This is a genomic window from Winogradskyella sp. (assembly GCF_965228925.1).
Taxonomy (GTDB): domain Bacteria; phylum Bacteroidota; class Bacteroidia; order Flavobacteriales; family Flavobacteriaceae; genus Winogradskyella.
In genome coordinates this window covers 833,247-858,342 of the sequence record NZ_OZ245845.1, presented here as the reverse complement: position 1 = coordinate 858,342, position 25,096 = coordinate 833,247, and the positions used below count along the sequence as shown (strand labels likewise).

Here is a 25,096-nt window from a genome sequence, read left to right as displayed (position 1 = left end):
GTGGAGAAATTTAAAATTCTCCAATAAAGCTAGTATTTACAAGGGTTGAAGCGAATAGAATGTGACGACTGACTTAAAAAACAACATGTTTAACACGTTATTTTAAGCAAGGTTAGACTTAAAGGTTCTTGAACGTGGAATTTCAATATTTGAATCTAAATAAACTGTGGTGCTATTTTGGGAAACTATGTAGTTCTTATTGACGACATACGACCGGTGGACTCGAACAAAATTTGGAGGCAATTCATTTAATACATCTTTAAGTTTATTTCTGTCGATTATTGTTTTGTCATCAGTAACAAATTCAAGATAATTTCCGTCTGATTTGATAAATTTTAGAAGGTCAAGATAGACTTTCGACTTGTTATTTAAGCTGATATATTCCTGTTCGACTTTCTTAGCGATTTCTGCTTTTTCGCGTTCGACAATGGTTATTCTTTTGCGGTATTTTTTTAACTGAATAACGAGATAAACAATGCCCATAAATGACAGAACATATAAGGCATAAGCTTCGTAAGTCCTCCACCATGGTGGTTTAATTTCTATATGTAGCTCAGCTCCAGTTTCATTCCATACACCATCACTATTAGCCCCTTGAACTTTAAATGTGTAATCGCCCACAGGCAACCTCACATAGCGCGCGTTTTTAGGGGCATTTGTTTCCACCCAATTCGGGTCATATCCAAGCATTTGATAACGAAACTTATTTAAGGGTGGATTGGTATAATTAAGCCCTATATACGAAATCTCAATGGTATTCTTTTCCCAAGGAATTACGATGTCCTTTTGTAATGCACTTATTTTTTCTATGGTATCGGATGTGATTGCGTCGAGTTCACTAATATACAGTAATGGCTTATTGGGATTTTTTTCTTTGATGTCCTGAGGATAAAAAGACGTAATACCATTTATACCACCAAACCACAGTTTTCCATCAGAGGTAGAAACGACAGATTTTCTATTGAACTCTAAATTCTTAAGACGATGTTTTTGATTATAGAACATTGCCGACTGGTCCATCGGATCATAAGACATAATACCCTTGTCCGTTCCTAACCACAATACATGTCCTTGATCTTCGATGATGCTATAAACAATTTGATTATTTACATGTGCAGGTTCAATGAATGTATTTGAAGCATCAAGACGATAAAGCCCTTCGTTAGTGCCTAGCCATAATACATCTTTTGAACTGTATAAGTCCCAAATCGACCGATTAAAATCACTTCCATTTTTTCCTTTTATTGAAACTATAGTATCGATTTTGGGATTATAAGCAACAAGTCCTTCGCCTTCAGATGCAATATAAATAAGTCCATTATGTTCAACTATTTTTTGAATACCTGAATGTTCAAAGTAATTAGCTAAGGAAATGGACTTTACGATAGTGGCATCTAACTTTTTAATTTTATGAATACCCTTATGGGATGCGACCCAGAAATAATCACTGTTTGAGTTTAAAATTGTAAAAGACTCTTTAAATATGTTGTCTACGAGAGGGAGTGGAAGTTTTGTAATGGTATTGTCTTTCTCATTATAGCCTATAATCCCTGCATTTGTAGCCATCCATAACGGGTATTGGCTATCTGGGATTTTACAAATAGACCAAATGAACAATCCTTCACTAGGATAATTAGGAGGCAGAGTTAATTTATGGAATAGCTCAGAGTCTTCAGATTTAACATACAACCCATCACCTAGTGTACTCGCATATATGGTATGACCATCTGCTAGTATACCCATTACGACATCATTATTAGTTTCCCTCAATTTAGAATGGTCAAACGATTTTCTATAGGAATCGTAGTGATAAATCCCTCCAAGCGTGCCAACCCAAATGCCACCGGTATTGTCTTGGAAAAAGCATCTTATTTGCTGTGTTAATGTAGATGCGCCCAAGGGAATACGATATAATGTCTTTGTCTTATAATCATACTCAAACAAACCACCATCAGTTCCTATCCACAATTTACTGTCGTTAACTTCTAGAAAAGCACTAGGTAATAGATTATTGGGCAATTCAGGCAGTTGATGATATAAATTTGAATCTAAATCGGCGCTAAAATTATGGGGCAACCATAGTTGGTTCGAATATTTACCAAAGTAAACTTTTTGCCGTACTAATGCGGAATCAAAGACACGCTTTAGCACTTCTTTAGTGTGTGTATCAACAAAGCCTAATTCTCCCGTTATAGAATTAGAATGAATAACAGAATCACTTCCATTGGTAAGGCTTACACTTCTAAAATCAACTTTTTGAATATGCTGTTCTTTTTCCTTTAAATCAACAAAACCTAAAGCGCCCTGAGTGCTAAACCACAGATGATTTTCGGCATCGATTTCTAACTCCATGACTTCAATATTGTCAAATTTCGAATTCATGTCTAATCGGAACCGTTTAAACGGTGCACCAGCATTATTATGTTTTAAAAGTCCTTCCTTAGTTCCGACCCATAAATTACCAGAGTTATCTTGTGCCAATGACCTTACTACGTTAGACGTAAGTGATAAACTATCTGCAGCAATATTGTAATAGGTTTTACACCAATATCCGTTGTACTTATTGAGGCCATTATCCGTTGCAATCCAAATAAAACCTTTATGGTCTTGAACTATATCATAAATAATATTGTTAGAAAGCCCGTCTTCTGTGGTAATGGTTTTGAACAAATACTTTTTTTCAGGTAACTGGGCAGCAACCTCTAAAAGAATAAAAGAGAAAAAAAAGGTGATAGAGGCTAATCTCATCAAAAATATATTGTGATGACAAAAGCTAAAGATACTAAAAGCGTCTTTATTGAATTACAAAAATTTAATAACTAGTCGTTAAGCTTTAAAACAGCCATGAACGCCTGCTGTGGTATTTCGACATTACCAACTTGGCGCATACGTTTTTTACCTTTTTTCTGTTTTTCTAAAAGTTTACGCTTACGGGAAATATCACCACCATAGCATTTAGCGGTAACATCTTTACGAAGGGCTTTAATGGTTTCTCTGGCTATAATCTTTGCCCCAATAGCTGCCTGTACAGGAATGTCAAACTGCTGTCTCGGAATAAGCTCTTTGAGTTTTTCGGTCATTTTTTTACCAATCGTATAGGCATTATCCGCGTGTACAAGTGCGGAAAGCGCATCTACGGTCTGACTGTTCAACAGTATATCAACACGTACCAATTTTGAAGCGCGCATACCTATTGGAGAGTAATCGAAGGAGGCGTAGCCCTTAGATACGGTTTTTAATCGATCATAAAAATCAAAAACAATTTCTGCCAAAGGCATATCAAAGCTCAACTCGACACGTTCAGTTGTTAAATAGGTTTGATTGGTAATTTGCCCTCGCTTTTCTATACATAGACTCATTACTGGACCAACAAAATCCGATTTAGTAATGATGGTGGCTTTAATATAAGGTTCTTCAACACGATTTAGGGTTGAAGGTTCAGGTAAATCCGAAGGATTATTGACGATGACAATATCATCAGGATTTTTATTGGTAAACGCATAATAACTCACGTTTGGTACCGTCGTAATCACTGTCATATCGAACTCGCGCTCCAAACGCTCTTGGATAATCTCTAAATGTAGCATTCCTAAAAAGCCACAGCGGAATCCGAATCCCAAGGCTGCTGAACTTTCAGGTTGAAATACCAAAGACGCATCATTAAGTTGAAGTTTTTCCATCGAGGCACGTAGTTCTTCATAGTCCTCAGTATCCACAGGATAAATCCCAGCAAATACCATAGGTTTTACGTCTTCAAAGCCTTCAATAGCATTGGTGGTCGGTGTTTTAGCATCGGTAATGGTGTCACCAACTTTTACCTCCCGAGCATCTTTAATACCAGTAATTAAGTAACCTACATCACCAGCTTTTATGTCTTGCTTAGGCACTTGCTTTAGTTTTAAAGTACCGACTTCATCGGCAAAATAGGTCTTTCCAGTATTAATGAATTTAATGTTTTGCCCTTTTCTAATAGAGCCGTTAATTACCCTAAAATAGGTTTCAACACCTCTAAAAGGATTATAAACCGAATCGAATATCAGGGCTTGCAAAGGTTCATTAGGGTCACCTTCTGGAGCTGGAATCCGTTCTATAATAGCTGCTAAAACGTTTTCAACACCGAGACCAGTTTTCCCACTGGCAGGAATGACTTCTTCAGGATCACAACCCAATAAATCTACAATATCATCAGTAACCTCTTCAGGGTTGGCACTTGGTAAATCAATTTTATTTAAAACAGGAATAATTTCCAGATCGTTTTCTAATGCTAAGTACAGGTTAGAAATCGTCTGTGCCTGAATGCTCTGAGCGGCATCAACAATTAGAAGTGCACCTTCGCAGGCAGCAATAGACCGCGACACTTCGTACGAAAAGTCCACATGGCCAGGAGTGTCTATAAGATTCAAAATATAGTCTTCTCCTTCATACACATATTCCATCTGGATGGCATGAGATTTTATAGTAATGCCTCTTTCACGTTCCAAATCCATATTGTCTAATAACTGGTCCTGTTTTTCTCTATCCGTAACAGAGCCTGTAAAATCCAATAATCGGTCAGCAAGTGTACTTTTTCCGTGATCGATATGTGCTATTATACAAAAATTGCGAATGTTCTTCATCTATCGTTTTCTAAGCCAAGAATTTGGGTGCAAATATAATTTATTTCTTATGCTTTGTGGCATCAAAAGCCATATTTAAACCTCGATGAACTACAGAAAAACCATAGTATAAATTAAAAAACTATCTTTATATTGCACTACAAACCTAACTAATGATTGGTCTCCAACGGTCTTTTATCAGCGCAGTTCTTTTTGTGCTGACTCTTAACACTTTTGCGCAGAATTTTTCTATTTTGGGAAAAGTCGTCGATGTAGATCGTAATCCCATTGCACTAGCCAATGTGATCATTTACGAAGGAGAAGACAAAGAATTTTTACTCGGAACGGCTACGGATGATGATGGTTATTTTAATCTTGTCAACCTAGAAGAAGGGACTTACTTTATTGAAATTAGTTTTATTGGCTTAGAGAAATTCGAGCAAAAAATAGTGCTTACCGGTAACTTAGACTTAAAAACAATTCAACTTGTTGAAGCATCTGAAAATCTCGATGAAGTTACTATTGTTGCAAAAAAGCCAACCATTACTCGCAAACCAGACCGATTAATTTTCAATGTTGAAAATACGGCTTTAGTCGAAGGAAATACCTTAAGTGTTTTAAAGAGTACCCCTGGGGTCATAGTAAGTGAAGGTAGTATAAATATCAAAAGTGCACCAGCGACCGTATTTATTAATGACCGCAGAGTCCAGTTAACCTCTGAAGAGTTAATACAGCTCTTAGAAAGCGCGCCAGCTAATAGTATTCAATCCGTTGAGGTGATTACCAATCCTCCAGCAAGTTATGACGCCGATAGTGGATCGGTTATCAATATTATAATGAGTAAAAACTTGATAACAGGCTATAGAGGTAGTGTATTAACAAATTATACCCAAGGTGTATTTCCTAGATATAATGTCGGTACAAGTCACTATTTTAAAAACAACAAAATTAATCTCAACCTTAACTATAGCTATACCAGTCAGAAGATTAACAGAGATCAGGACGAAATGGTAAATTTTTTAGATACTACTAATGCTATTGACCAAATATGGCAATCTAATATCAATAGAAACACGTGGTCCGAAACCCACAACCTCAATCTTAATTTTGACTATTATATTGACGATAGAAATACCTTAAGCCTAACGAGTACAGCCCTATATACACCCTATTTTAAATATCAAATAAGGAATAATACCAATATTTTTGACGCTAGCCAAAACTTCTTATCGAGCTTTACGGCTGACAATTTATCTCGGGATGAGAAGTATAATATTGGTTCAGATATCATATTTAGACATGATTTTAAAGATGCGTCTAGTCTGACTTTCAACACCCATTATACGATTTACGACTATGGGCGAGATCAAAATGTATTTCAAGATGAACAATTCGATGAGGATTCCGAATTCAATACCTTGGCCAATCAGGATACACAGATTATTACGGGCAAAATAGATTACAATTTACCAATTGACGAGACGTCAAGCTTTGAAGCTGGAGCAAAATTTTCTAATGTAAACACAGATAGTGATATCACAAGAACGGATATCATTAATGGTCAGGAGGTTCCGAATGCGGATAATACGGATGTCTTCAAATATGACGAAAAGGTATTTGCCGCCTATACCAATTACAGTAAGTCATGGGATAAGTGGGACTTGAATATCGGATTAAGGGCAGAGCAAACCAATATAGAAGGAGAATCGGTGGCATTGAACGAAACCAATACCCAAGATTATCTCAATTGGTTTCCTAATGCAAGTGTTTCATATCAATTGTCTGAAGACGTCAGTCTTAAAGGCAATTATAAGCGAAGTATTGGTAGACCAAGCTACACCGATTTAAACCCCTTTACGTTTTTCTTGAACGAAAATACGGTTGTATTGGGCAATCCTAATTTAATTCCAACGTATTTAGATCATTATGTGATTGGGCTTAACTTTTTAGAACATTTCACCATTGAAGCCTATTACATGAATTATGATGGTAATATTGTGGAACTACCAAGGCAAGATAACCAAACCAATATTGTAGCTTTTACTCCTGTCAATTTAGATAAAAAAGTAGATTACGGTTTTGATTTTGCATTTGAAAACTATATTACTGATCGGTGGTTTTTAGCCGCAGTGACCTCTTTTTATAATATTTCTGAGGAGGCTAATTTTGGCGAGGGGTTTGTGGAATTAGATCAATGGTCCAATTACAGTATTCTTCAAAATAGTTGGACACTGCTTAAGGATCAAAGTCTCAATGTTAACTTAACCTTGACTTGGGTTGGTAAAAACTTACAGCAATTTGAAATAATGGAAGATCGACTCGTCTCTGAACTGAGTATCTCAAAATCTATTTTTAATAAAAAAGGGGTCATATCCTTAGCCGTGGATGATATATTTAATTTCCAGGATTATGAATCGTCTATTGGTTATCTTAATCAATCTAGCAGGAGATTCGACGACATAGACAATAGGATTATAAGAATAGGCTTCAGGTATAACTTTGGAAACACCAAACTCAACACCAATGAGCGAACGACGGATGCTGAAGAGCGCGAAAGATTAAAAGATTTAAATTAATCCTGCCATTCTGCAATAAAAAGATTAGTGTCTCTAGTACCACCGTTGTTGCGATTTGAGGAAAACACAAGATACTTACCATCATTTGAAAATACCGGAAAGGCTTCAAATGTATTACCATGAGTTACGCGCTTGAGATTTTTACCGTCAGTATCGATTATGTATAAGTTAAAAGGGAAACCGATTTCACTTTCAAAATTCGAAGAGAACAGAACCTTTTTTCCGCTTGGATGAAAGAATGGGCTCCAATTAGCATTGCCTAAAAATGTAAGTTGACGCAAATCGGATCCATCAGCATTACAAATAAACAATTCCATATCACTAGGCTCTACCAAGCCTCTAGATAATAGCTCCTTATATTCTTTTATGTCTTTCTCAGTTTTTGGTCGCGATGCCCTAAAGATAATTTGAGTACCATCAGGTGAAAAAAACGCACCGCCGTCATAGCCTAATTCATCTGTAATTTGTTTTACATCGGTGCCATCAATGTTCATGGTATAGAGCTCTAAATCGCCACTTCGGGTCGAGGTAAACACAATTTTATCTCCTTTGGGAGACACCGTAGGTTCAGCATCATATCCAAGCTCATTGGTCAATTGCTTCACGATATTACCCTCTAAATCGGCCACAAAAATGTCATAACTCTCATAGATGGGCCAAATATATTTTCCGTTTTCTTTAGTTGGAACTTCAGGGCATTTTTCATCAGCAAGGTGTGTTGACGCGTAAATGATATGTTTATTGTCTGGCAAAAAATAAGAACAGGTCGTTCTTCCTTTTCCGGTACTTATCATAGGTGGCGCAATACTATCGATAAGCGTTTCAGTGGCGTTCATCAAAAACATTTGATCACAGTTCACGTTCCATTTGGGGTTGTTAGACTGAAATACCAGTTGTTGGTCATCAAAACTCCAATAGGCCTCAGCATTATCTCCACCAAATGTGACTTGGCGAAGTGATTTAAAGTTTTTTTCCTCGGGATATATTAACGAGTTTTCGATTGTTGATGCATCTAATGGACTGTCGGAGATCGTTTCCGTAGACTTAGAAGTTTCATTTTTGCAAGATGAAAACGATATTAATAAAACAAGAATTAAAGCTAATTTCTTCATGTCAAAGGCTTATATAAGTGGCTTTTAATGCCTAATTTTGCGCAAAAATAAGATATACCGATGAAAAAAATAGTGTTTTTGTTTCTTTTGACGGGTCTCTTTTCCTGTAAAAAAGAAGCGGAAGTAATAGAGAACAAAATTAAAGAAGATGTAGTTTTTTTGGCTGATGATAAATTAGAAGGTCGCCAGACAGGGACAGAAGGCGAGGTTAAAGCTTCCAAATATATTGTTAAACGTTTTAAAGAAATAGGATTGCAACCAAAAGGCACTGAGGATTTTCTGCAACCATTTTCATTTAAGCCAAAAACAGACCCGCACAAGGAGGTCGAGTTTACTAAGAATTCAGATAGTACAATTACAGGCCGTAATGTTATTGGGTACATAGATAATAGTGCTAAAACTACGGTTGTTATCGGGGCACATTATGATCATTTGGGTTATGGGGGTGAAGGTTCACTATATAGAGGAAAAGAAAAAGCCGTCCACAACGGGGCCGATGATAACGCCAGCGGCGTAGCGGTGATGCTCAATTTGGCAAGCCGATTAAAAGTTAAAAATGATACCGCAAAAATTAAGGACAATAACAACTATATGTTTTTGGCGTTTTCTGGGGAAGAAATGGGCTTATTAGGCTCTAATTTCTTTTCTAAAAACCCGACAATCAGTGCAGAATCCATAAACTATATGATTAATATGGATATGGTAGGTCGCCTAAAGGCAGATAGTACTTTGGCCGTTTATGGTACGGGAACTTCACCGATTTTTAAGCAAACCATAAAATCAAATAACGACGCATTCAAATTGGTTGAGCACGAAAGTGGCGTAGGCCCAAGTGATCATACGTCATTCTATTTAATCGATGTGCCTGTGCTACAATTTTTCACAGGGCAACACGAAGATTATCACAAACCCGATGACGATGCAGATAAGTTAAATTATGAAGGGATGGATCTTATTTCGGATTATATCTATACGATTATTTCCGATTTAGATGATAATGGTGAATTAGCGTTTAGAAAAACAAAAAATGAAAGCGAAGAAACTCCAAGGTTCAAAGTGGGTTTAGGTGTTGTTCCCGATTATTTATTTGATGGCAAAGGCATGCGTATTGACGGTACTAGGGAAGAGACGCCGGCATTTAACGCTGGCTTGCAAAAAGGAGATATCGTCATTAAATTAGGAGATAGTACAGTTACGGATATGATGAGCTATATGAGAGCATTATCCGTTTTTGATAAAGGTGACGAGGCTCCGATTACAGTGAAACGGGGAGAAGAAACAATAGACACAACCGTAAAATTCTAAACTCAGATTCCAATCAGTAAAAAAGCTATTATTACCAAAATCCATTTGATTATTTCGGTAATCGTAGTCATACCTGCTGCCATAGTTTATGGATTTGATATAGGAGCGTTTTTAGATATCGATCTTAATACTATTGACGAGCAAAACTTTTCTAAAGCTATTATGGGCCTATATTTTGGGTTTTCAATACTATGGATTTTAGGAATTTTAAGGTCAACATACCTCAAACCAGCATTGATTTCTAATACTGTTTTTATGTTGGCTTTAGCTGTTGGGAGACTATTAAGCACCATTATGGATGGCTTACCTTCTGAGGCTTATCTCTTTGGAACCTTTGGAGAGTTGGTTCTTGGGTGTTATGGTTTATGGGTTTTAAACAGTAAATACCTTAAAAAGTCTTAGCTTTGCATCAAATTTTTCAGCTTGGTAAAAATAGACAACATAGAATTAGGTGAGTTTCCTTTACTCTTAGCACCGATGGAAGATGTGAGTGATCCTCCGTTCCGTGCTTTGTGCAAGGAGCAGGGAGCCGATGTCGTTTATACGGAGTTTGTGTCTAGCGAGGGCCTCATTCGCAATGCGGCTAAGAGCGTTATGAAGCTCGATATCTATGAGAAAGAGCGACCTGTTGGCATTCAGATTTTTGGAGCTAATATGGACAGTATGCTTCAAACTATTGATATTGTTGAAAGGTCCAATCCAGACATCATAGACATCAATTTTGGTTGTCCGGTAAAAAAAGTGGTATCTAAAGGTGCAGGTGCAGGGATTTTAAAAGACATCTGTCTCATGGAAAAGCTGACTGCCGAAATGGTAAAGCGCACCAATTTGCCCGTAACGGTGAAGACGCGCCTAGGGTGGGATCACGACTCTATAAAAATTGTTGAAGTGGCAGAACGTTTGCAGGACGTAGGCATCAAATCAATAGCCATTCACGGTAGAACCAGAGCCCAGATGTATAAAGGTAATGCCGATTGGAAACCCATTGCAGCGGTAAAAAATAATCCTAGAATGCATATACCAGTATTTGGAAATGGTGATGTTAATACACCCGAACGTGCTGTGGAAATGCGGGATCGCTATGGATTGGATGGGGCTATGATTGGAAGAGCTTCCATTGGTAACCCATGGTTTTTTAAGCAAGTAAAACACTATTTTGAAACTGGAGAACACCTGCCACCTATCGCCATGCCAGAACGTGTGGAAGCCGCAAGGCGCCATTTACAAATGTCTATCGATTGGAAAGGTGAAAAACTGGGCGTTTTTGAAACCAGAAGACATTACACAAACTATTTTAAGGGGATTCCTAATTTTAAGGAGTACAGAATGAAGATGGTGACTAGTGATGATTCAAGAGACGTCTTTGATACTTTTGATGAGGTTCTAGAAAAATTTGCCGATTACCAATTTGCTTAGGAACGGATTAATTTTTTTGTGATACGCTGTGAGGCTATACGCGAGGCGATGATTCCCAGAGCAAAAATGGTTGCCAAAACTAGAATGATATTAAACACATTTAAGCGCACAGGATAAGCCAGTTCTGGAGTGAGCATGACTAAATCAAAAGACTGCTGCAGAAAAACAATCAGAAGCCCAATAGTCACACCCATTAAACCACTAACCATAGTCATTAAACTACCTTGCCAAAAGAAAATAGATTTAATGGTTTTTGGTTCTGTCCCTAAGTTAAACAAGGTATTTAGGGATTTCTTTTTATCTAAAATCATCATAATGATGGCACCGATGACATTAAACAGCGCAATAATAATTACCAAGGTAAAGATGAGATAAATGGCCAGATTTTCAGTATTCAACATTTTGAATAAGGCATCGTTGAGTTGCTCTCTATTTTTGATAATAAACTGATGGTTAAACGAAGCATTAATAGCCTCTCTCACCTGATTCTCATGTACATCGGGATCCAGTTTTAATTCTAAGGCGCTAATTTGATGCTCTTTATAATTGAGTAATTGTTTGGCCAGAGCAATATCCGAAAACACATATTCGGCATTGAGTTCTTCATTAATGTCAAACAACCCCACATTATTGACGTAGACGGCATTATAGGCTCCCTTTATGGAACTCAATTGTCCCTTACCAGGTTTAGGGACATAGAGTGATAGGGCTTTTCTAAAATCCAGAATGCCGAAGGACAGATTATTCGAAATTCCCCAACCTGAGACCACATCGTTGCTTTCTGGTGAAATCCAATTCCCCTTAGTGATCATAGAATCCATATTGGTGACGTTCAAGAAGTCGGAATCTACGCCTTTTAAGGTGGCCAGAAGGTTCTTGTTTTCGGATTTTATGATGATGCGTTCTTCAATAATTTCAGAATAGAAGACAATACCATCGATGGCGTTTAGCTTGGTTTGATCGTCTTCAGTAAACATAAACGACTTGCCTTGGGATGGCAATAGTTTTAAATCGGGATCTACAAAAGACGAGAATTGAAGACTGTAATCTTTAAGACCAGCAAAAACGGAAAGTACAATATATAAAGCCGCTGAAGCAATAATCACGCCTACAGAAGCGATTAAGGTCATAATATTTATAGCGTTGCTACTGCTTTTAGAAAACAGATAACGTTTAGCTATATATAGAGGAAAGTTCACTTAAGATTTTTTGCGCTTATCCAAAAGATCGGTGTTGTCGAGAGGATTATCTCCACCTTTAAGAGAACGCTCTATACCATCTATATATTCTAGGGAGTCGTCAATAAAGAATTCTAATTGTGGCATACGTCGGAGTTGATGGCGTGTACGTTGCGACAGCTCGTGCCTAATTAATGGTGTATTAGATCTTATGCCTTCTAGTAGACCTTGGGCCTCTTTGTTAGGAAAAATGCTCAAATACACCTTAGCAATGGACAGGTCTACAGTAACATTCACCTTAGATACAGAAATAATGACACCTTTGAGCCCGCCTGAAGATGCCGCATGTTGCAGTACTTCGGCTAAATCTTGTTGTAATAGTCCCGCTATTTTTTTTTGTCTGTTGCTTTCCATTTTGCAAAAGTAGCTGATATTTAAGGATTATGGTATTTTTAGATAACAAAAATCATAGTTTTAGAACTTAAGATTTACGTTATTTGGTCAACGAAATTGAGTATTAACTAAAAAGATATTCCGTTTTTGCGGAGCACTAAAGATGAAAAAAATAGAACATATAGGGATAGCGGTAAAAGATATAGAAAGGTCTAACGATGTATTTAAGGCTTTGTTTGGAGAGGCGCATTACAAAATCGAAGCTGTTGAAAGTGAAGGTGTAAAAACCTCCTTTTTTATGTGTGGACCTAACAAAATCGAATTGCTTCAAGCCACTAATGCCGATAGCCCAATTGCCAAGTTTATAGAAAAAAAGGGTGAGGGGATTCACCATATCGCTTTTGCAGTCGATGACATTGAAGAAGAGATTAAGCGCTTAACAGATAGTGGATTTCAAATGATTCATAAAGTGCCAAAAACGGGTGCGGATAATAAGTTGATCGCATTTTTACACCCAAAGTCTTCAAATGGTGTTCTGGTGGAGCTTTGCCAAGACATTAGGGATTAAAATTCTTGTAGGGTTTTAAAATATATAGTAATATTGCAGACTCTTTAGAAATAAAGTGATTGGTATCGTCCAATAGGTCTCATAGCTCAGTTGGTTAGAGCATCTGACTCATAATCAGAGGGTCCCAGGTTCGAGCCCTGGTGAGACCACGTAGTGGAAAAGTCTTTGCGATAGCAAAGGCTTTTTTTGTTGCGCGGAGCGCGGCAAATTCAGGGAGAGAAGCCTGTATCGAGCGGAGTCGAGATGAGCCCTGGTGAGACCACGTAGTGGAAAAGTCTTTGCGATAGCAAAGGCTTTTTTTGTTGAGCATAGCTAGGCAAATCCAGGGTGAGAAGCGTTGCATTGAGTCCCGATAGCTATCGGGATCGAAATGTTTATGCTGAGCACCGTCGAAGTAAGCCCTGGTGAGACCAGGCAGTGGAAAAGTCTTTGCGATAGCAAAGGTTTTTTTGTTGAGCATAGCGAGGCAAATCTAGGATGAGAAGCCTGTATCGAGCATAGTTGAGATGAGCCCAGGTGAGACCACGTAGTGGAAAAGTCTTTCAAGAGATTGAAAGGCATTTTTATTTTAACTAGCGTGCTTTTTTTGACCTGCCATCGGTTATTAAAGCCCAGTTCAACTCTCATAAAACAATCATGTCTATAGCTTGGGTTTTCAGGAGACAGGTTTTTTATCCTTTTGACAATTTAAGGAACTAGGATGTTGGTATCTAATCCGAACTATTATACAAATTCGCAGTTGATTTATCTATATTGAGTACATTATTGTGACTATCTGACTGTTCCTGCGTTTTGATAACTATAAAATTATCTTTAACACAAATATCTTTGTAATTATCCATAAAGAATTCGTTACCAGTCATTGATCTGTCAACATCTATTTCGAATAAAGTATTGCTATCTTTGAGTAGAATTAACTTTGTTGACATCCAATCTTCACTAAAGTCCACATATAAACTCGCTCGTATAATTTCATCAGAAATTTCTAAATTAACATCCAACAGCCTAAAATTAGGATTGTAGTTTAGTTCTTTTCCTTTGTTATTAGAAGAACTATTCCTGAATGAGATATTACCACTTCCCCAAACATCTCTTAGGTTAACCATTTCCCAGGGCCTCGTATTCGGTATTCCATGCGGCAACCGTAGACTCCCAATCATTTTCACTGTCTGCACCTGAAGGGTCTGCCCAATACACAGGGTTACCATCAAAAGCAAAATAGGTACTCATAGAGTGGTGCGTTACCGGGTCTATACCGGTCCATCAGGCAATGGCAGCGTCATAATGGCGGACATCCATTTCATAAAGATTCAGCGTCAAGGCCCGTTCTTGCTTTATACCTCTGGTATATATGATAAGCACCTATTTGTGACACTACCCAGTAGTACTTAAATACATAAAATTATACAGTAAACAAAAAAGTAACAACCTATCTTTTTCATTTTTAAAGTCAATCAATTTTATATAGCTCATAAATGAATCATAATCTTTAAAGCTACTATGCTCCAATTTTTCAAAATAATTGATTCTATCTACTAAAAATTTAGAGTCAGGATTAGATTGTATTAAATCTAATAGACATTTTTTATTCCGAAAAAGAACACCTGTTAAACCATAATTAGAAAAATTAGGAATTTGTTTGTCTAATTTTTTTAATAATGTTTCTGCCTTAATATTGTCAGAATACAGCTCTTTAAAAAAATTAATATATCCTATTTTTGTAGGCTCAATTAGGTAATTTTCACTAAGAGCCAAGTTTTCCATTTGCTTAAGATATTTGAAAAATTCTGTAGAATCGCCACTTGGCATTTCATCTAATTTAGAAATTAAGCAATCAAAAAAATCATCTTTTAGACCTTGGTTTGCATCTTCATCTTGACTTTGATTTGATTTACATGAAAATAAAAGAGTTATTAAAAAATATACAAATAATGTTCTCATAATTTTATAGTTAAAATTTTCTTTCAAAATACTTTACAAATTTCTTCAAGTCCTCAGAACGTGTAGTAAAAATAGAGTAAGACAATCGTTTAAGACCAGCCTCTAAATTCAAATAAGAATTAACCTTATAATTTGCTTGGTTACCATACGAACCCATTGCTGTTCCTTTGACGTATTTAACATTCAAAGTTGTTTTAACATCATAAGCATAAGAAATATAACGTTTATTTTTGCGTTCAATCCCCATGACTGATGATCCTTGGAGACTATGTACGAATAATTCTGATACTACTCTTACATCACTTCCATCTACATTTATATAACCGTCTAGCCTTACAGGAAGTAAAGGTTTATCTGATATATCAAAATACCTCATCATGATAAAAACATTCTCACCTTTAGATCTTGCGTGATGAGCGGCAAACATGGTTTGATCCAAATTCTTTTGAGTATTGGACCAATCATACAATTTCAATACCTCATTGCCAGTAACTTCACTTACCGTTTCTCCTGAGATAACTGTACCTTCTATAATCTCAGTACTTCCAGTTGTTCCAGTAATAGCTTCGGCATCTTCTTGGCTTAATCCATATTGAAACGCTAAAGTCTCAGCACTGCTAGAAGCTCCTGCAATGTATGATACAGTACCGTCATCATTTACCACTGGCTTCCACGTAGAGTTCTTACTTGATGCTTTGTTATTAGAAGAACTATTCCTGGATGAGATATTACCACTTCCCCAAACGTCTCTAAGGCTAGCTCCATTTTCCCAAGCCTCATATTCTGCATTCCATGCGGCAACCGTAGACTCCCAATCATTTTCACTGTCTGCACCTGAAGGGTCTGCCCAATACACAGGGTTACCATCAAAAGCCAAATAGGTGCTCATAGAGTGGTGAGTCACAGGGTCAATGCCTGTCCATCGCGCAATGGCAGCGTCATAATGGCGGACGTCCATTCCATAAAGATCCATCCCAAGGATTCTTCATGTTCAATACCGTTATACTTAAATTTTCTTGCCATACTATTCGTGTAGGAAGATACGACATTATTTTCGTATTCCTAGGTTATCCCATAGGGATAATAGTGGTTTAACTCAATAATCTCAATATCTAAAAAGGTAATTAGTAAAAAATCAAAAACCACAGATTTTGTCTGTGGTTTAGTGGTTTAACTCTAATTATTGCAAGAATTAAATTCCCAGCTATCACTTACCTTGATTTCGTATAAACTGAGATATAAATCAAAGATAATAGCATTTGTTTATCTTTTTCGCTCCGAAAATCAGTATTATCTATTAACCGTTCAAATGATTTGTAATCATCGAAACCTTTTGATTCTAAATCATCATAAATCTCTAACTTAGAATTTAATTTTGCTATTGTTTGAGCATTTGTTATCTCTAAACCTCGGTGGCAGTTTTTATAATAAACAAACATTGTGCCTAAATTAAATCTAAAATCAGCAGAAACCTGACCATCAATATTCTTGAAGGCTTCACCTGCTAGAGTTTCATTATTATACAATTTTTTTAAGAAACTTAAATAACTATCTTTGGTTAAATCTTGAAGATAATTATTATCTATGAAGGCCTGTTGTAATTCTTTCAAATAGTTAAAAAATTCTTTAGATTTACCTACAGATCTTTCATTGATTTTTGAATCGAGACAATTGTATACTTCAGTTTCTAAATTTCTGTTACTATAGCAAGAAGTCAATAGCAAAGAATAAAGAATAAAGAATCTCGACATTATGTTCTGTTTATTATATTTCAAAATTCTGTTTATCATGTTCTGTTTATTTATTATTTTCTTTCCAAGTAATTCGCCAGAGTTTCTCCATCTTTTCTATTGGTAACTAATGCATGGTACCAATTTTCTTTGTAACCTTTAGTATTTCCTCGTTTTCCATCAAAATAAAGATAAGAAGTAATCCGATAAGAAGCATATTGATTTCCTCTATCCCCTGTATTTACTAGAGTATTACCTCTAGTCGCATAAGCATAGGGCACAGAATAACACCCACCTGTTTTACATCCGAAGAATGAAGCATTTCGTTCTGAAATTATTCTAAACTCACCCCATACCTTTATGGATGAACCATTAATATTTAAAGTACCACTAACTTCTATTGTTGCACTAGATGGTGCATTTTTAGCAATACTAAAATAGTCTGTGATTATAAACTTATGTTCAGGCGAAACATCATAGCGAAATGCAAAAGCAATTTGGTCTAGGTTAGCTTGCTTATTTCTAGAATTCTGCAATTTTAGGACTTCACTTTTCTCATCTAAATCATACGGATTCATATCATAAACATCTTGACCAGAAACACTGGTAACACCAGCCTGAATATTGTGCTCATTACCGTTCAACAATTCCTTAGCTTGCTTGTAAGTTACCCCATATTGATCGACGAATGATTGCACAGTAGCTCCCTCTTGAGCCAAATAAGATACAGAACCATCATCATTTGCTGTCGCTTTCCATGTAGAACCATTATCTGATACTTTGCTATTAGAAGAACTATTCCTGGATGAGATATTACCACTTCCCCAAACGTCTCTTAGGCTAGCCCCATTTTCCCAAGCCTCGTATTCAGCATTCCATGCCGCAACTGTAGATTCCCAATCACTTTCGCTATCTGCACCTGAGGGGTCTGCCCAATATATAGGATTGCCGTCAAAGGCCAAATAGGTACTCATAGAGTGGTGCGTCACAGGGTCAATGCCTGTCCATCGTGCAATGGCAGCATCATAATGGCGAACGTCCATTTCATAAAGATCGAGTCCCAAGGATTCTTCATGTTCAATACCATTATATTTAAATTTTCTTGCCATACTATTCGTGTAGGAAGATACAACATTATTTTCGTATTCCATGGCCATCCCATAAGGATAATAGGAGTTTAATTCTACGATCTCCAAGTCTACCGCATTGGCATTATTTTGGTTTTTATCGAGATAGGTGACACGAATATTGCCCAAATGGTCCGTTAGGTTATAAACATAATCAAAACCGTTGCCCGTATGATCCGGTTGCATATAACCTTCAAGCGTAGTTATAAGCCTTATACCACGGTCTACTTCAGCACCCTGCCAAAACTGACCATCAAACGAATAGCCGCCCGTTTTTTCATAGATATAAGCGCCGACGTAATCTGTGGTTTTGGTGGTCCTGGTGGTTGCCGTGGGGTATTCTACGATGCGTTTGGACAGTTTTATACCCATAGCATCATAGGTATAGCTAATGGTACCATTGGCCGTTCCATTATCTATAGTAACTACCATGGGCAGATTCAAATGGTTATAGGTAATATCCAAGATGCTCTTGTTGCCATCTTTCTTTAGCGACCCATTAATGTCATATAAATAATCCTCGGTATTGTTGGGGTCATTATCGTCCTTAAAGCCCTTGTCCACAGCATTGTCGTGTACCATCAACAAGGTATTGCTATAGGTGTCATAGGTATAGCTGAGATCATCGATGATATCGAAATACACCGTACCGTCCACAGCCTCAACCAATCCTGTTCGCTTTAGTACAGTAATGTTGCCGTTTTTATCATAGGCCACATTATTTAAGCTATAGTCGTTGGTAGCACCGCTATTGAGCAAATGGTAATTCGCCGCAGTCAATCGGTTAAGGGCGTCATACTTATAATCATAAGCCTGAGATTGTGTACTGCCATCCACCACCTTGTTGGTCCAATACATCTCGGCAATGTTACCGTTAAAAAGCGCGGTAGCCCCAACCTGTTCTGTAATGTTATAATTAAGTCTGTAACCAAACAGGTCCGTACCGTTGGTGAGCCCATCGTTAACACTTTTTAGCCATCCCCTAATGTTATAGTTATAGTCTACGGTCTGTAAACCGTTACCTCCCATAGCGCCACCAACATCCTTATTTGCCAATTGCCCATATTCATCGTAGTTATTCTTAACGATCTGCTCTGCCTCACTACCATTAATGGTCTGGGTTTGGGTACGCAGGCGCTGGGCATGGTCGTAACTATAACTGTCCTCGATCACTATAGGTGTATTACTGTCCTTGGTATGCGTACTCTCGGTGGTAATGACCTTACCCACAAAATCATAATCGGTGATCACTACGTCCGAGGTATTCAAATAGGCGTTCTTGCTGGCTATATAGATGGGCATATCGTCGGCATCGTAATAGCTGACTGAGGTAATCCAATCATCCGTACCCAACACACGGATATTGGAGGCCGTGGTCAATAGCTTGGCGTTGGTATCTATGGCCTCGTCATAGACCATATCCCCAGATTGCTTGATCAGCTCTGTCGTATCCAGATGTGTATTGCTGTAATCATCATAATAGGTAATGGTCAACAAGTCCAGATCAGTTGCATCGGGGAAACTGTCATTGGTATAGTGTACCGTACTGCCGTTAATGGTCTGCGCCGACACGGTCTTGGTCTCGTAGAGTAGTGTTTGGCTATTTGCCGTGGTCTGTAGTTCTAAGCGCCCAGAATTGTCCTCGCTGCCCAGTGGGGCATAGCCATACTGTCCGGTATAGGTAGCGCGCCCTAGCACATCGTATTTCGTAAACAACCATTCGTTGTTCAAGCGTTGCCTCGCATCTTGGGTCAACAATGGCCGATCCAATTTGTCGTAAACGATATATTCCCAACCCTTGCCCGGAATCTTCTTTTCGATAAGACGGTTTCGGTAATCGTAATGGTAGATATAGCAGAGCCCCTCGATGACCTCCGTTCTTATGATGGGATCATCCTGATCGGGTGGGTTGGGAAACAGTGTTCCCCCATAGGAGACCCCGCTACCCGTACCGGTGACCACGATGCTATTGTCCTTCAGTTCCAGATCGTAACTATAACCCGGCGCACTAAGTCTTCCCAGATACCTGTCGGTAAAACGGCGCTTGGCATCCAAGCTGACGGCGACGCCCTCCCTAAGACTCAGGCCTGTAGTACTGCTGATGTTAAAGCTCAGTACCATATTGTCGTTTTCATCTACGGTAAGGTTGAGACCGCCACGGCCTCCATAAGAGTTCTCTAGATAGACGTTCAATGGATCCTGTTCGGTATCCTTGGCGTGGGCCAATACCTCGCTTTCGTGTGCTACCGCGAAATCCCTGTTGATATCCACAAAATTGGGCCATAGATAGCTGTACTCATAGGCTAAGGTGGTATTGCTATTAAAGACCTCGTTGATGCCATTAAGCCTGCCGCTACCGCTGATGTATATGGCGTTCTTGGTGATATAGAAGGTATATCTATAGCCCGGTCCCGTAATGCGGCCAAGTTCGGTATCGCTATGGTTACCATAGGCATCTAGAGAGACCAGCTCACCGCTTTTAAGTTCCAGCGCATCCGTGGCCGAGAAATTGATGCTCAGGGTGACCTCTTCGCTGCCCTCTAGGGTGGTAACCGTAAAGCCGCCCTGTCCGCCATAGGCGTTCTCGATATCGGCATTGAGGATATCGGCGTTCTCGTAGTCCTGCAACCTACGACTATACTCCTCGGCAAATTCACTGTCCACGTTCGCTAGGTCTACCCATGAATAATTCGTCAGCGAGGCCACGCGACCAGCGACATCTTGCATAAGAATATCGTCCGAGGCCTCGGGTGGCAACACATAGGTAAGGTTGCCAAAATCGTCATAGACATAGTAAGTGTCGTGCGCTTGGTTGTTATTGAACGCACGCTTCAGCACCACTTGGCCCTGCTTGTTGGTAAACTCCTCTGCGGTATGGTCTCTGCCCGAAGTCCAGTTTTCGTCTTTGGTCACCGTCTTATACAACTCATTGGCCGGATAATGCTCCACATAAACTAGTGTAGTCTTTTCGGTGTTCAAAACATTGCTTTCGGTCGGGTGCTGTACATCAAAATGGATAACATTGTCGTTATTGGGATTTGCTGGGTTGTTAGGATCGTATGTGTTGGTGAGGTACTCGAACATAATGGTATGCCCGTTGCCCACGGCCCAGTCGCTCCCTGGAGCAGCCTGTTCTAGCACCCTGCCCAATGGCGAGGCCTCCTGTACCTTTTCGCTGTAAGGATTCACCGTTCCCGTAAGGTCATCGGCATATTTGGCCATATATTGTGCATTCAAAGCAGAAATATTACCATTGGCATCGGGCAACAGGTTTATGTCAAAGTCCAATGAACTGATTGTTCTTGAATAGGGCAGATATTCCCTTAACTGACGTCCATACTCGTCATAGCCCATGGAGGTGACGATATCCTGCTTCTGTCCACCGGCCTGTTTGATGATGTTTTGTAAACCTCTAGCCAGACCGTCAAAATAAGTTATATTCTCCACCTTGTCATCATCGGTGAGAGGATTACCCGTAATAGCATGATTGATGCCATCGGTGGTCTCCACCAAATAGGTCGTGTTCTTTATATAGTTTTGTGTGCCAGAACTAAGCTTATAATTGTACTCGTTTTCGCTGACCAGATAACCATCCTCATCAACAATATTGACAAGACGGTTAAAGGTGTCATAATTATAGGTGATATCATGGCCCCTGGCATCGGTAGCCGTCTTTAGCCCGACCCCTTCTTCATAGGTGTAAGTGGTCACTATGGCGTTTGGTAAGCCTCTTAGTTCCGCTTCTTGAGCTGGGCTCAACGCTCCAGGTAATAGGATACCACCACTAAATGAAGACAAGGCCGTAATGGCTGTATAGGTGGCGTTTTCTATCTTGGCCACGGGCAGGGTCTGATCATAGCCCCAGATATAGACGATACTTACACCATCAGTCTTTGAGACTTGCAAAATATCACCCGTACTGTTGTACAACTCAAAATGGATTCGGGCTTCTAAAGGATCATTGGCTTTACTCGTCAAAACGGTCTTGGGTTCTAAAATAGTGCCGGTATTAAACCAATCGTATTGGGTCTTGGTGGTACTTAGCAATTCATCCGTAATGCCAAAGCCCGGCAAACCATCGTTGTTCAGATCCTTATAGGTTCTTGTCTCCAGTGGGACGAAACGGTTTTGGTCGATCAGATCTTGCGCGATATCGTTTTCCGCTTGTGTGGGCAACGAGCCTACCAAGTCATGCGGATAGGACATGGTCTCTATCATGGGGAGGCCATCGCTGGTAACTGTGGTGACCTTTACCGGTTGGTAGTGGTTACTGTAGTTATAACCAGTTCTAGCCTCAGTGACCAAGGTCTCATTTTCATTATCGTCATATAGTATTTCACTGGAAAACCATCGGTCTACCGTTCCACCCGTATAATGGTATATCTTATACTGATACGTTGGTGGGTCGACTATATTCGGAGTAAGATCAACGGCATATACATGGATAAAGGGTATCCTAAAATGAGTATCCGTCTTTTCATAATAAATATTTAGACTCGGGTCTGGATAGGTCCCGCAATCTTTTCGTAAGGATTGTGGGGTATAAATAAAATCTGCTGGTAGCAGGTTTTGCGCATAGATATCTTCATTAAAAATAATACCCCCATAACTGTATTGGCTTCGATTTTCCTTGACCTTCTTATAGTCGTTGTTGCCGTCATTTTTGTAGTGTGCTATTTTATAGGGCATGCCCCGTAACCATTCGTTGTCCGTTGGTGGCGTACTTGGAAATGAAAGGTGGTCTCCAGAATCCTTAATATTCGTGAAATTATAGACCGTCTTCCCAATATTGCGCGATGCCTCACCATAATATTCGGTTACCCGGCTATATCCTGTGGTATTGCCCTGGTAGGTTTTAAATATACCGCCTGGTGAGGCAGGCCCTGGCAATAACCCACCATTAGGTCCAAAGATTGGATGCTTTGGCAAAAAGTTGGGAATCCCTAAAACAATACCCGATTCGTTGCCGTTTTCAGTCCTGTAACTATACTCTTTTTTTGAAACGACCGTATCATCACCGTCCAGATATTCGATCATCTTGATACGCTTGCCTGAGGTATAGAATATTTCCGATTCGGCCGTGACCTGCTCTTCCCATGTCAAACTTACCACAAAGGTGTATTGCGCCGGATCGACACCTTGGCCATAAGGTGGCAATTGCCAGTTATTATCGTCTGGATTCACTGTAAGACGGTATCTACTCGGTGATAGAAAAAACTGTTGGGTACCCCCATTTAGGATAAAGGTTTCGGCAACAACGCCATCACCGGTGATGCGCTCCAATAGCATCGAAAATTCGCAACTTGGTGCCCCTGGGTCTGCACATTCGGTATTCTGGTTATTGGGAAGGTTGGTAGTGAAAGTTACCAATTGGGAAACGACACCGACATCAAATTCCCTGACATAGGCATCGCCGTTATAATAGGTATTGCCACTTATGGATGACAGACCTTCACTCCTATATGTTATAGGATTCACCCTTGGAAACCATATACCATCGTATTCATTGCCCTTGATCCCTCGGTTATGCTCATAGGTAAAGCGTGTACTCCCACCTGTGGGATAGGTAATCTTTTCTAACATCCCAGCTTGAGCCCTGATCGTATCTATCTGTCGCAGCCCTTCGGTAAAGGAGAGGTACTGCCCATTGTCAGCTCCATTGTAATAGCCCCAAAGGTCTTGTGAATTCGAAAAACGGTTTGGTAAAGTCTGAGGATTATAGGTAAACGCATGGGGTGGTTTGGCACTGCCATCCCGTCCTATCTCCGTTATGGCATCCAATACTAAACGTTTGGATGAGCTATTATCCAATGACACAAACAAACTATGGTAATTGCCCGTATCCGTACTGTTCATGTACGATTGGGTAAGCTGATGGGTCTTTATAAGAACACCGTTTCTATTATAGGTCTTAATGGCGTCCAACTCTTTGGCATTTGATGGCCAGGCATTCGTCTTTAAGTCCGATCTAGGATCAGTGGATTCAAAAACAATGCTTTCATAACTCGCGCCACTATAGTTATACCGGATTTCCCGAAGTTGATACTGATGTGTTCTTACAAGGGAAGAATGGTTTATGTAAGAAGATAGTTCAGGACTTGGCAATATGGGATCGGTTTCATGACCGACGCGGAATTCATCAAAGGACCTTCTGAACAAATATGTTTCTTCCATATCATAATAGAAACTGGCCATATCACCGTTTGGACTTTCAATGTCCATTAAGTGCCATGTGTTAAATACCTGACTTATTTGGGCTTGATGGCCATTTTGTTCATAGGACTGATCGGGGAAAAACCTGTAGTCGGTTTGTGTTTGGTCCTCATCACGGGCAGTTCTTAAGCCATCCTTTGAGATTCCGAACCAATATTTATAACCTGATTGGTCCACAACCGTGAATGCGACTATTTTACCGTTAACGCCTTGCCTGACCTCATTAACGATAATATCATCGTATTTTTGAAGCAAGGGCTTATCATCCCCAAGAAAATCAAAAATGAACTTAGTAGATAACCCACCCGCTTGAATATTGAAGATATCGGGATGTCTATCGAATTCCGGTGTGATAATTCCATTTAGGTATGTGCACAATTGGTCATAGGCACTTGGGTTTTCAAAATGTGTTGGGTCTGTAAAACCATTACGAAAAGCATTCCCAAAAATACCATAATTAGAATCATCTGGTTTATCCCTTTGCTGTCTGGTGATCTGCCCACCGGCATTGAGTGCCCAGCCCAGGCCGATCCTAGATGCGATTTCCTCCACTTGGATACCTCTAGAATGGTAGCTGATACCCACTGGGAAGGTTCTGCCCCCAACACTATAGGAGGCGATGGGCACAGAAATATTCGGCACACCTGTGTAGTGCGAAATGGGCACTTCCGAAAACTTGCCCAAAGACGAGGCTTCGGGTGAGGGAGGAACAATGTTTGGTAGTTCTTGGGCCACCAAAATGGAAGCCAGAGTCATGAAAACTATCTGGCATAACATAAAGACGGTTCGTTTCATCTGTTGTTTATTTAGATTATTATATACGGGGTAAGGAAATTAAATATCCGATTGATATGCTTTGATTTAAGTATATCAATACGACTATAAAGTTAGGCTAGTGAAACGAAAAAAAACTAAGGTTTTGCCTTAGAATTTCTAAGGTAA

General features: G+C 39.1%; 17 protein-coding genes and 1 tRNA gene. 6 read left to right on the top strand and 12 right to left on the bottom strand.

Annotated elements, in window-relative coordinates:
- Positions 1-102 precede the first annotated feature (102 nt).
- Both ACO052_RS03435 and lepA read right to left on the bottom strand, forming a co-directional pair.
- A complete protein-coding gene (locus tag ACO052_RS03435; RefSeq protein ID WP_422106619.1) occupies positions 103-2,748 on the bottom strand; it encodes a ligand-binding sensor domain-containing protein in 2,646 nt (881 codons plus the stop codon).
- 71 nt (positions 2,749-2,819) lie between these two features.
- The gene (gene lepA / locus ACO052_RS03430) at positions 2,820-4,616 is read right to left on the bottom strand and encodes a translation elongation factor 4 (protein ID WP_422106618.1); all 1,797 of its coding nucleotides are present in this window, start codon (positions 4,614-4,616) and stop codon (positions 2,820-2,822) included.
- A gap of 233 nt (positions 4,617-4,849) precedes the next feature.
- On the opposite strand from lepA, the gene ACO052_RS03425 reads away from it, so the two are divergent.
- On the top strand, positions 4,850-7,171 hold the full coding sequence (locus ACO052_RS03425) for a TonB-dependent receptor domain-containing protein (RefSeq protein WP_422106617.1): 2,322 nt from the start codon (positions 4,850-4,852) through the stop codon (positions 7,169-7,171).
- On the opposite strand, the gene ACO052_RS03420 is transcribed toward ACO052_RS03425, so the two are convergent.
- Positions 7,168-8,283, bottom strand: a complete 1,116-nt coding sequence (locus ACO052_RS03420) for a TolB family protein (protein WP_422106616.1) — start codon at positions 8,281-8,283, stop codon at positions 7,168-7,170. The two genes, ACO052_RS03425 and ACO052_RS03420, sit on opposite strands and share 4 nt — an antisense overlap.
- A gap of 60 nt (positions 8,284-8,343) precedes the next feature.
- Between ACO052_RS03420 and ACO052_RS03415 the strand changes: the two genes are divergently transcribed.
- Genes ACO052_RS03415 through dusB form a run of 3 tightly spaced genes read left to right on the top strand, consistent with a single transcriptional unit; the run spans position 8,344 to position 11,004 of the window.
- Positions 8,344-9,588 (top strand): M28 family peptidase, encoded by a 1,245-nt coding sequence (locus tag ACO052_RS03415; RefSeq protein WP_422106615.1) that lies wholly within the window; start codon positions 8,344-8,346, stop codon positions 9,586-9,588.
- A gap of 45 nt (positions 9,589-9,633) precedes the next feature.
- Complete coding sequence (locus ACO052_RS03410; protein ID WP_422106614.1) at positions 9,634-9,990, top strand: DUF4345 domain-containing protein; 357 nt, start codon at positions 9,634-9,636, stop codon at positions 9,988-9,990.
- 21 nt (positions 9,991-10,011) lie between these two features.
- Positions 10,012-11,004 (top strand): tRNA dihydrouridine synthase DusB, encoded by a 993-nt coding sequence (dusB, locus tag ACO052_RS03405; protein ID WP_422106613.1) that lies wholly within the window; start codon positions 10,012-10,014, stop codon positions 11,002-11,004.
- Here the strand turns inward: dusB and ACO052_RS03400 are convergent.
- Entirely contained in the window at positions 11,001-12,203 is a 1,203-nt protein-coding gene (locus ACO052_RS03400; protein ID WP_422106612.1) for an ABC transporter permease, read from the bottom strand. The two genes, dusB and ACO052_RS03400, sit on opposite strands and share 4 nt — an antisense overlap.
- Positions 12,204-12,596 carry a 30S ribosome-binding factor RbfA gene (rbfA, locus tag ACO052_RS03395; RefSeq protein ID WP_422106611.1) on the bottom strand — a complete coding sequence of 131 codons (393 nt, stop codon included), beginning with the start codon at positions 12,594-12,596 and terminating at the stop codon, positions 12,204-12,206.
- 142 nt (positions 12,597-12,738) lie between these two features.
- Here rbfA and mce point away from each other — a divergent pair, with 142 nt between their 5' ends.
- Both mce and ACO052_RS03385 read left to right on the top strand, forming a co-directional pair.
- On the top strand, positions 12,739-13,143 hold the full coding sequence (mce, locus tag ACO052_RS03390) for a methylmalonyl-CoA epimerase (protein ID WP_422106610.1): 405 nt from the start codon (positions 12,739-12,741) through the stop codon (positions 13,141-13,143).
- 75 nt (positions 13,144-13,218) lie between these two features.
- A tRNA-Ile gene (locus ACO052_RS03385) sits at positions 13,219-13,292 on the top strand.
- Between the two features lie 561 nt (positions 13,293-13,853).
- On the opposite strand, the gene ACO052_RS03380 is transcribed toward ACO052_RS03385, so the two are convergent.
- The 7 genes from ACO052_RS03380 to ACO052_RS03350 all read right to left on the bottom strand — a co-directional run bounded on the left by ACO052_RS03380 (position 13,854) and on the right by ACO052_RS03350 (position 24,949).
- Positions 13,854-14,249, bottom strand: coding sequence for a hypothetical protein (locus tag ACO052_RS03380; RefSeq protein ID WP_422106609.1), 396 nt, complete (start codon positions 14,247-14,249; stop codon positions 13,854-13,856).
- Positions 14,242-14,373 carry a hypothetical protein gene (locus ACO052_RS03375; RefSeq protein WP_422106608.1) on the bottom strand — a complete coding sequence of 44 codons (132 nt, stop codon included), beginning with the start codon at positions 14,371-14,373 and terminating at the stop codon, positions 14,242-14,244. Before ACO052_RS03375 ends, ACO052_RS03380 begins: the two co-directional genes overlap by 8 nt.
- A 144-nt stretch (positions 14,374-14,517) precedes the next feature.
- A complete protein-coding gene (locus tag ACO052_RS03370) occupies positions 14,518-15,084 on the bottom strand; it encodes a hypothetical protein (protein ID WP_422106607.1) in 567 nt (188 codons plus the stop codon).
- 10 nt (positions 15,085-15,094) lie between these two features.
- A complete protein-coding gene (locus tag ACO052_RS03365; RefSeq protein ID WP_422106606.1) occupies positions 15,095-16,042 on the bottom strand; it encodes a hypothetical protein in 948 nt (315 codons plus the stop codon).
- Positions 15,985-16,107: a hypothetical protein gene (locus ACO052_RS03360; RefSeq protein ID WP_422106605.1), complete on the bottom strand. Its 123-nt coding sequence runs from the start codon at positions 16,105-16,107 to the stop codon at positions 15,985-15,987. Before ACO052_RS03360 ends, ACO052_RS03365 begins: the two co-directional genes overlap by 58 nt.
- Positions 16,108-16,295: 188 nt before the next feature.
- A complete protein-coding gene (locus ACO052_RS03355; protein ID WP_422106604.1) occupies positions 16,296-16,835 on the bottom strand; it encodes a hypothetical protein in 540 nt (179 codons plus the stop codon).
- A gap of 53 nt (positions 16,836-16,888) precedes the next feature.
- Positions 16,889-24,949, bottom strand: a complete 8,061-nt coding sequence (locus tag ACO052_RS03350; RefSeq protein WP_422106603.1) for a DUF6443 domain-containing protein — start codon at positions 24,947-24,949, stop codon at positions 16,889-16,891.
- Positions 24,950-25,096: the final 147 nt, after the last annotated feature.

What these genes read in the sequence shown, in the direction of transcription:
- ACO052_RS03420 (WP_422106616.1), bottom strand. Translation starts at nt 8,283, where the DNA reads ATGAAGAAATTAGCTTTAATTCTTGTTTTATTAATATCGTTTTCATCT.
- ACO052_RS03360 (WP_422106605.1), bottom strand. Translation starts at nt 16,107, where the DNA reads ATGGCAAGAAAATTTAAGTATAACGGTATTGAACATGAAGAATCCTTG.
- lepA (WP_422106618.1), bottom strand. Translation starts at nt 4,616, where the DNA reads ATGAAGAACATTCGCAATTTTTGTATAATAGCACATATCGATCACGGA.
- ACO052_RS03380 (WP_422106609.1), bottom strand. Translation starts at nt 14,249, where the DNA reads ATGGTTAACCTAAGAGATGTTTGGGGAAGTGGTAATATCTCATTCAGG.
- ACO052_RS03350 (WP_422106603.1), bottom strand. Translation starts at nt 24,949, where the DNA reads ATGAAACGAACCGTCTTTATGTTATGCCAGATAGTTTTCATGACTCTG.
- mce (WP_422106610.1), top strand. Translation starts at nt 12,739, where the DNA reads ATGAAAAAAATAGAACATATAGGGATAGCGGTAAAAGATATAGAAAGG.
- rbfA (WP_422106611.1), bottom strand. Translation starts at nt 12,596, where the DNA reads ATGGAAAGCAACAGACAAAAAAAAATAGCGGGACTATTACAACAAGAT.
- ACO052_RS03370 (WP_422106607.1), bottom strand. Translation starts at nt 15,084, where the DNA reads ATGAGAACATTATTTGTATATTTTTTAATAACTCTTTTATTTTCATGT.
- ACO052_RS03435 (WP_422106619.1), bottom strand. Translation starts at nt 2,748, where the DNA reads ATGAGATTAGCCTCTATCACCTTTTTTTTCTCTTTTATTCTTTTAGAG.
- ACO052_RS03365 (WP_422106606.1), bottom strand. Translation starts at nt 16,042, where the DNA reads ATGGACGTCCGCCATTATGACGCTGCCATTGCGCGATGGACAGGCATT.
- ACO052_RS03375 (WP_422106608.1), bottom strand. Translation starts at nt 14,373, where the DNA reads ATGAGTACCTATTTTGCTTTTGATGGTAACCCTGTGTATTGGGCAGAC.
- ACO052_RS03415 (WP_422106615.1), top strand. Translation starts at nt 8,344, where the DNA reads ATGAAAAAAATAGTGTTTTTGTTTCTTTTGACGGGTCTCTTTTCCTGT.
- ACO052_RS03355 (WP_422106604.1), bottom strand. Translation starts at nt 16,835, where the DNA reads ATGTCGAGATTCTTTATTCTTTATTCTTTGCTATTGACTTCTTGCTAT.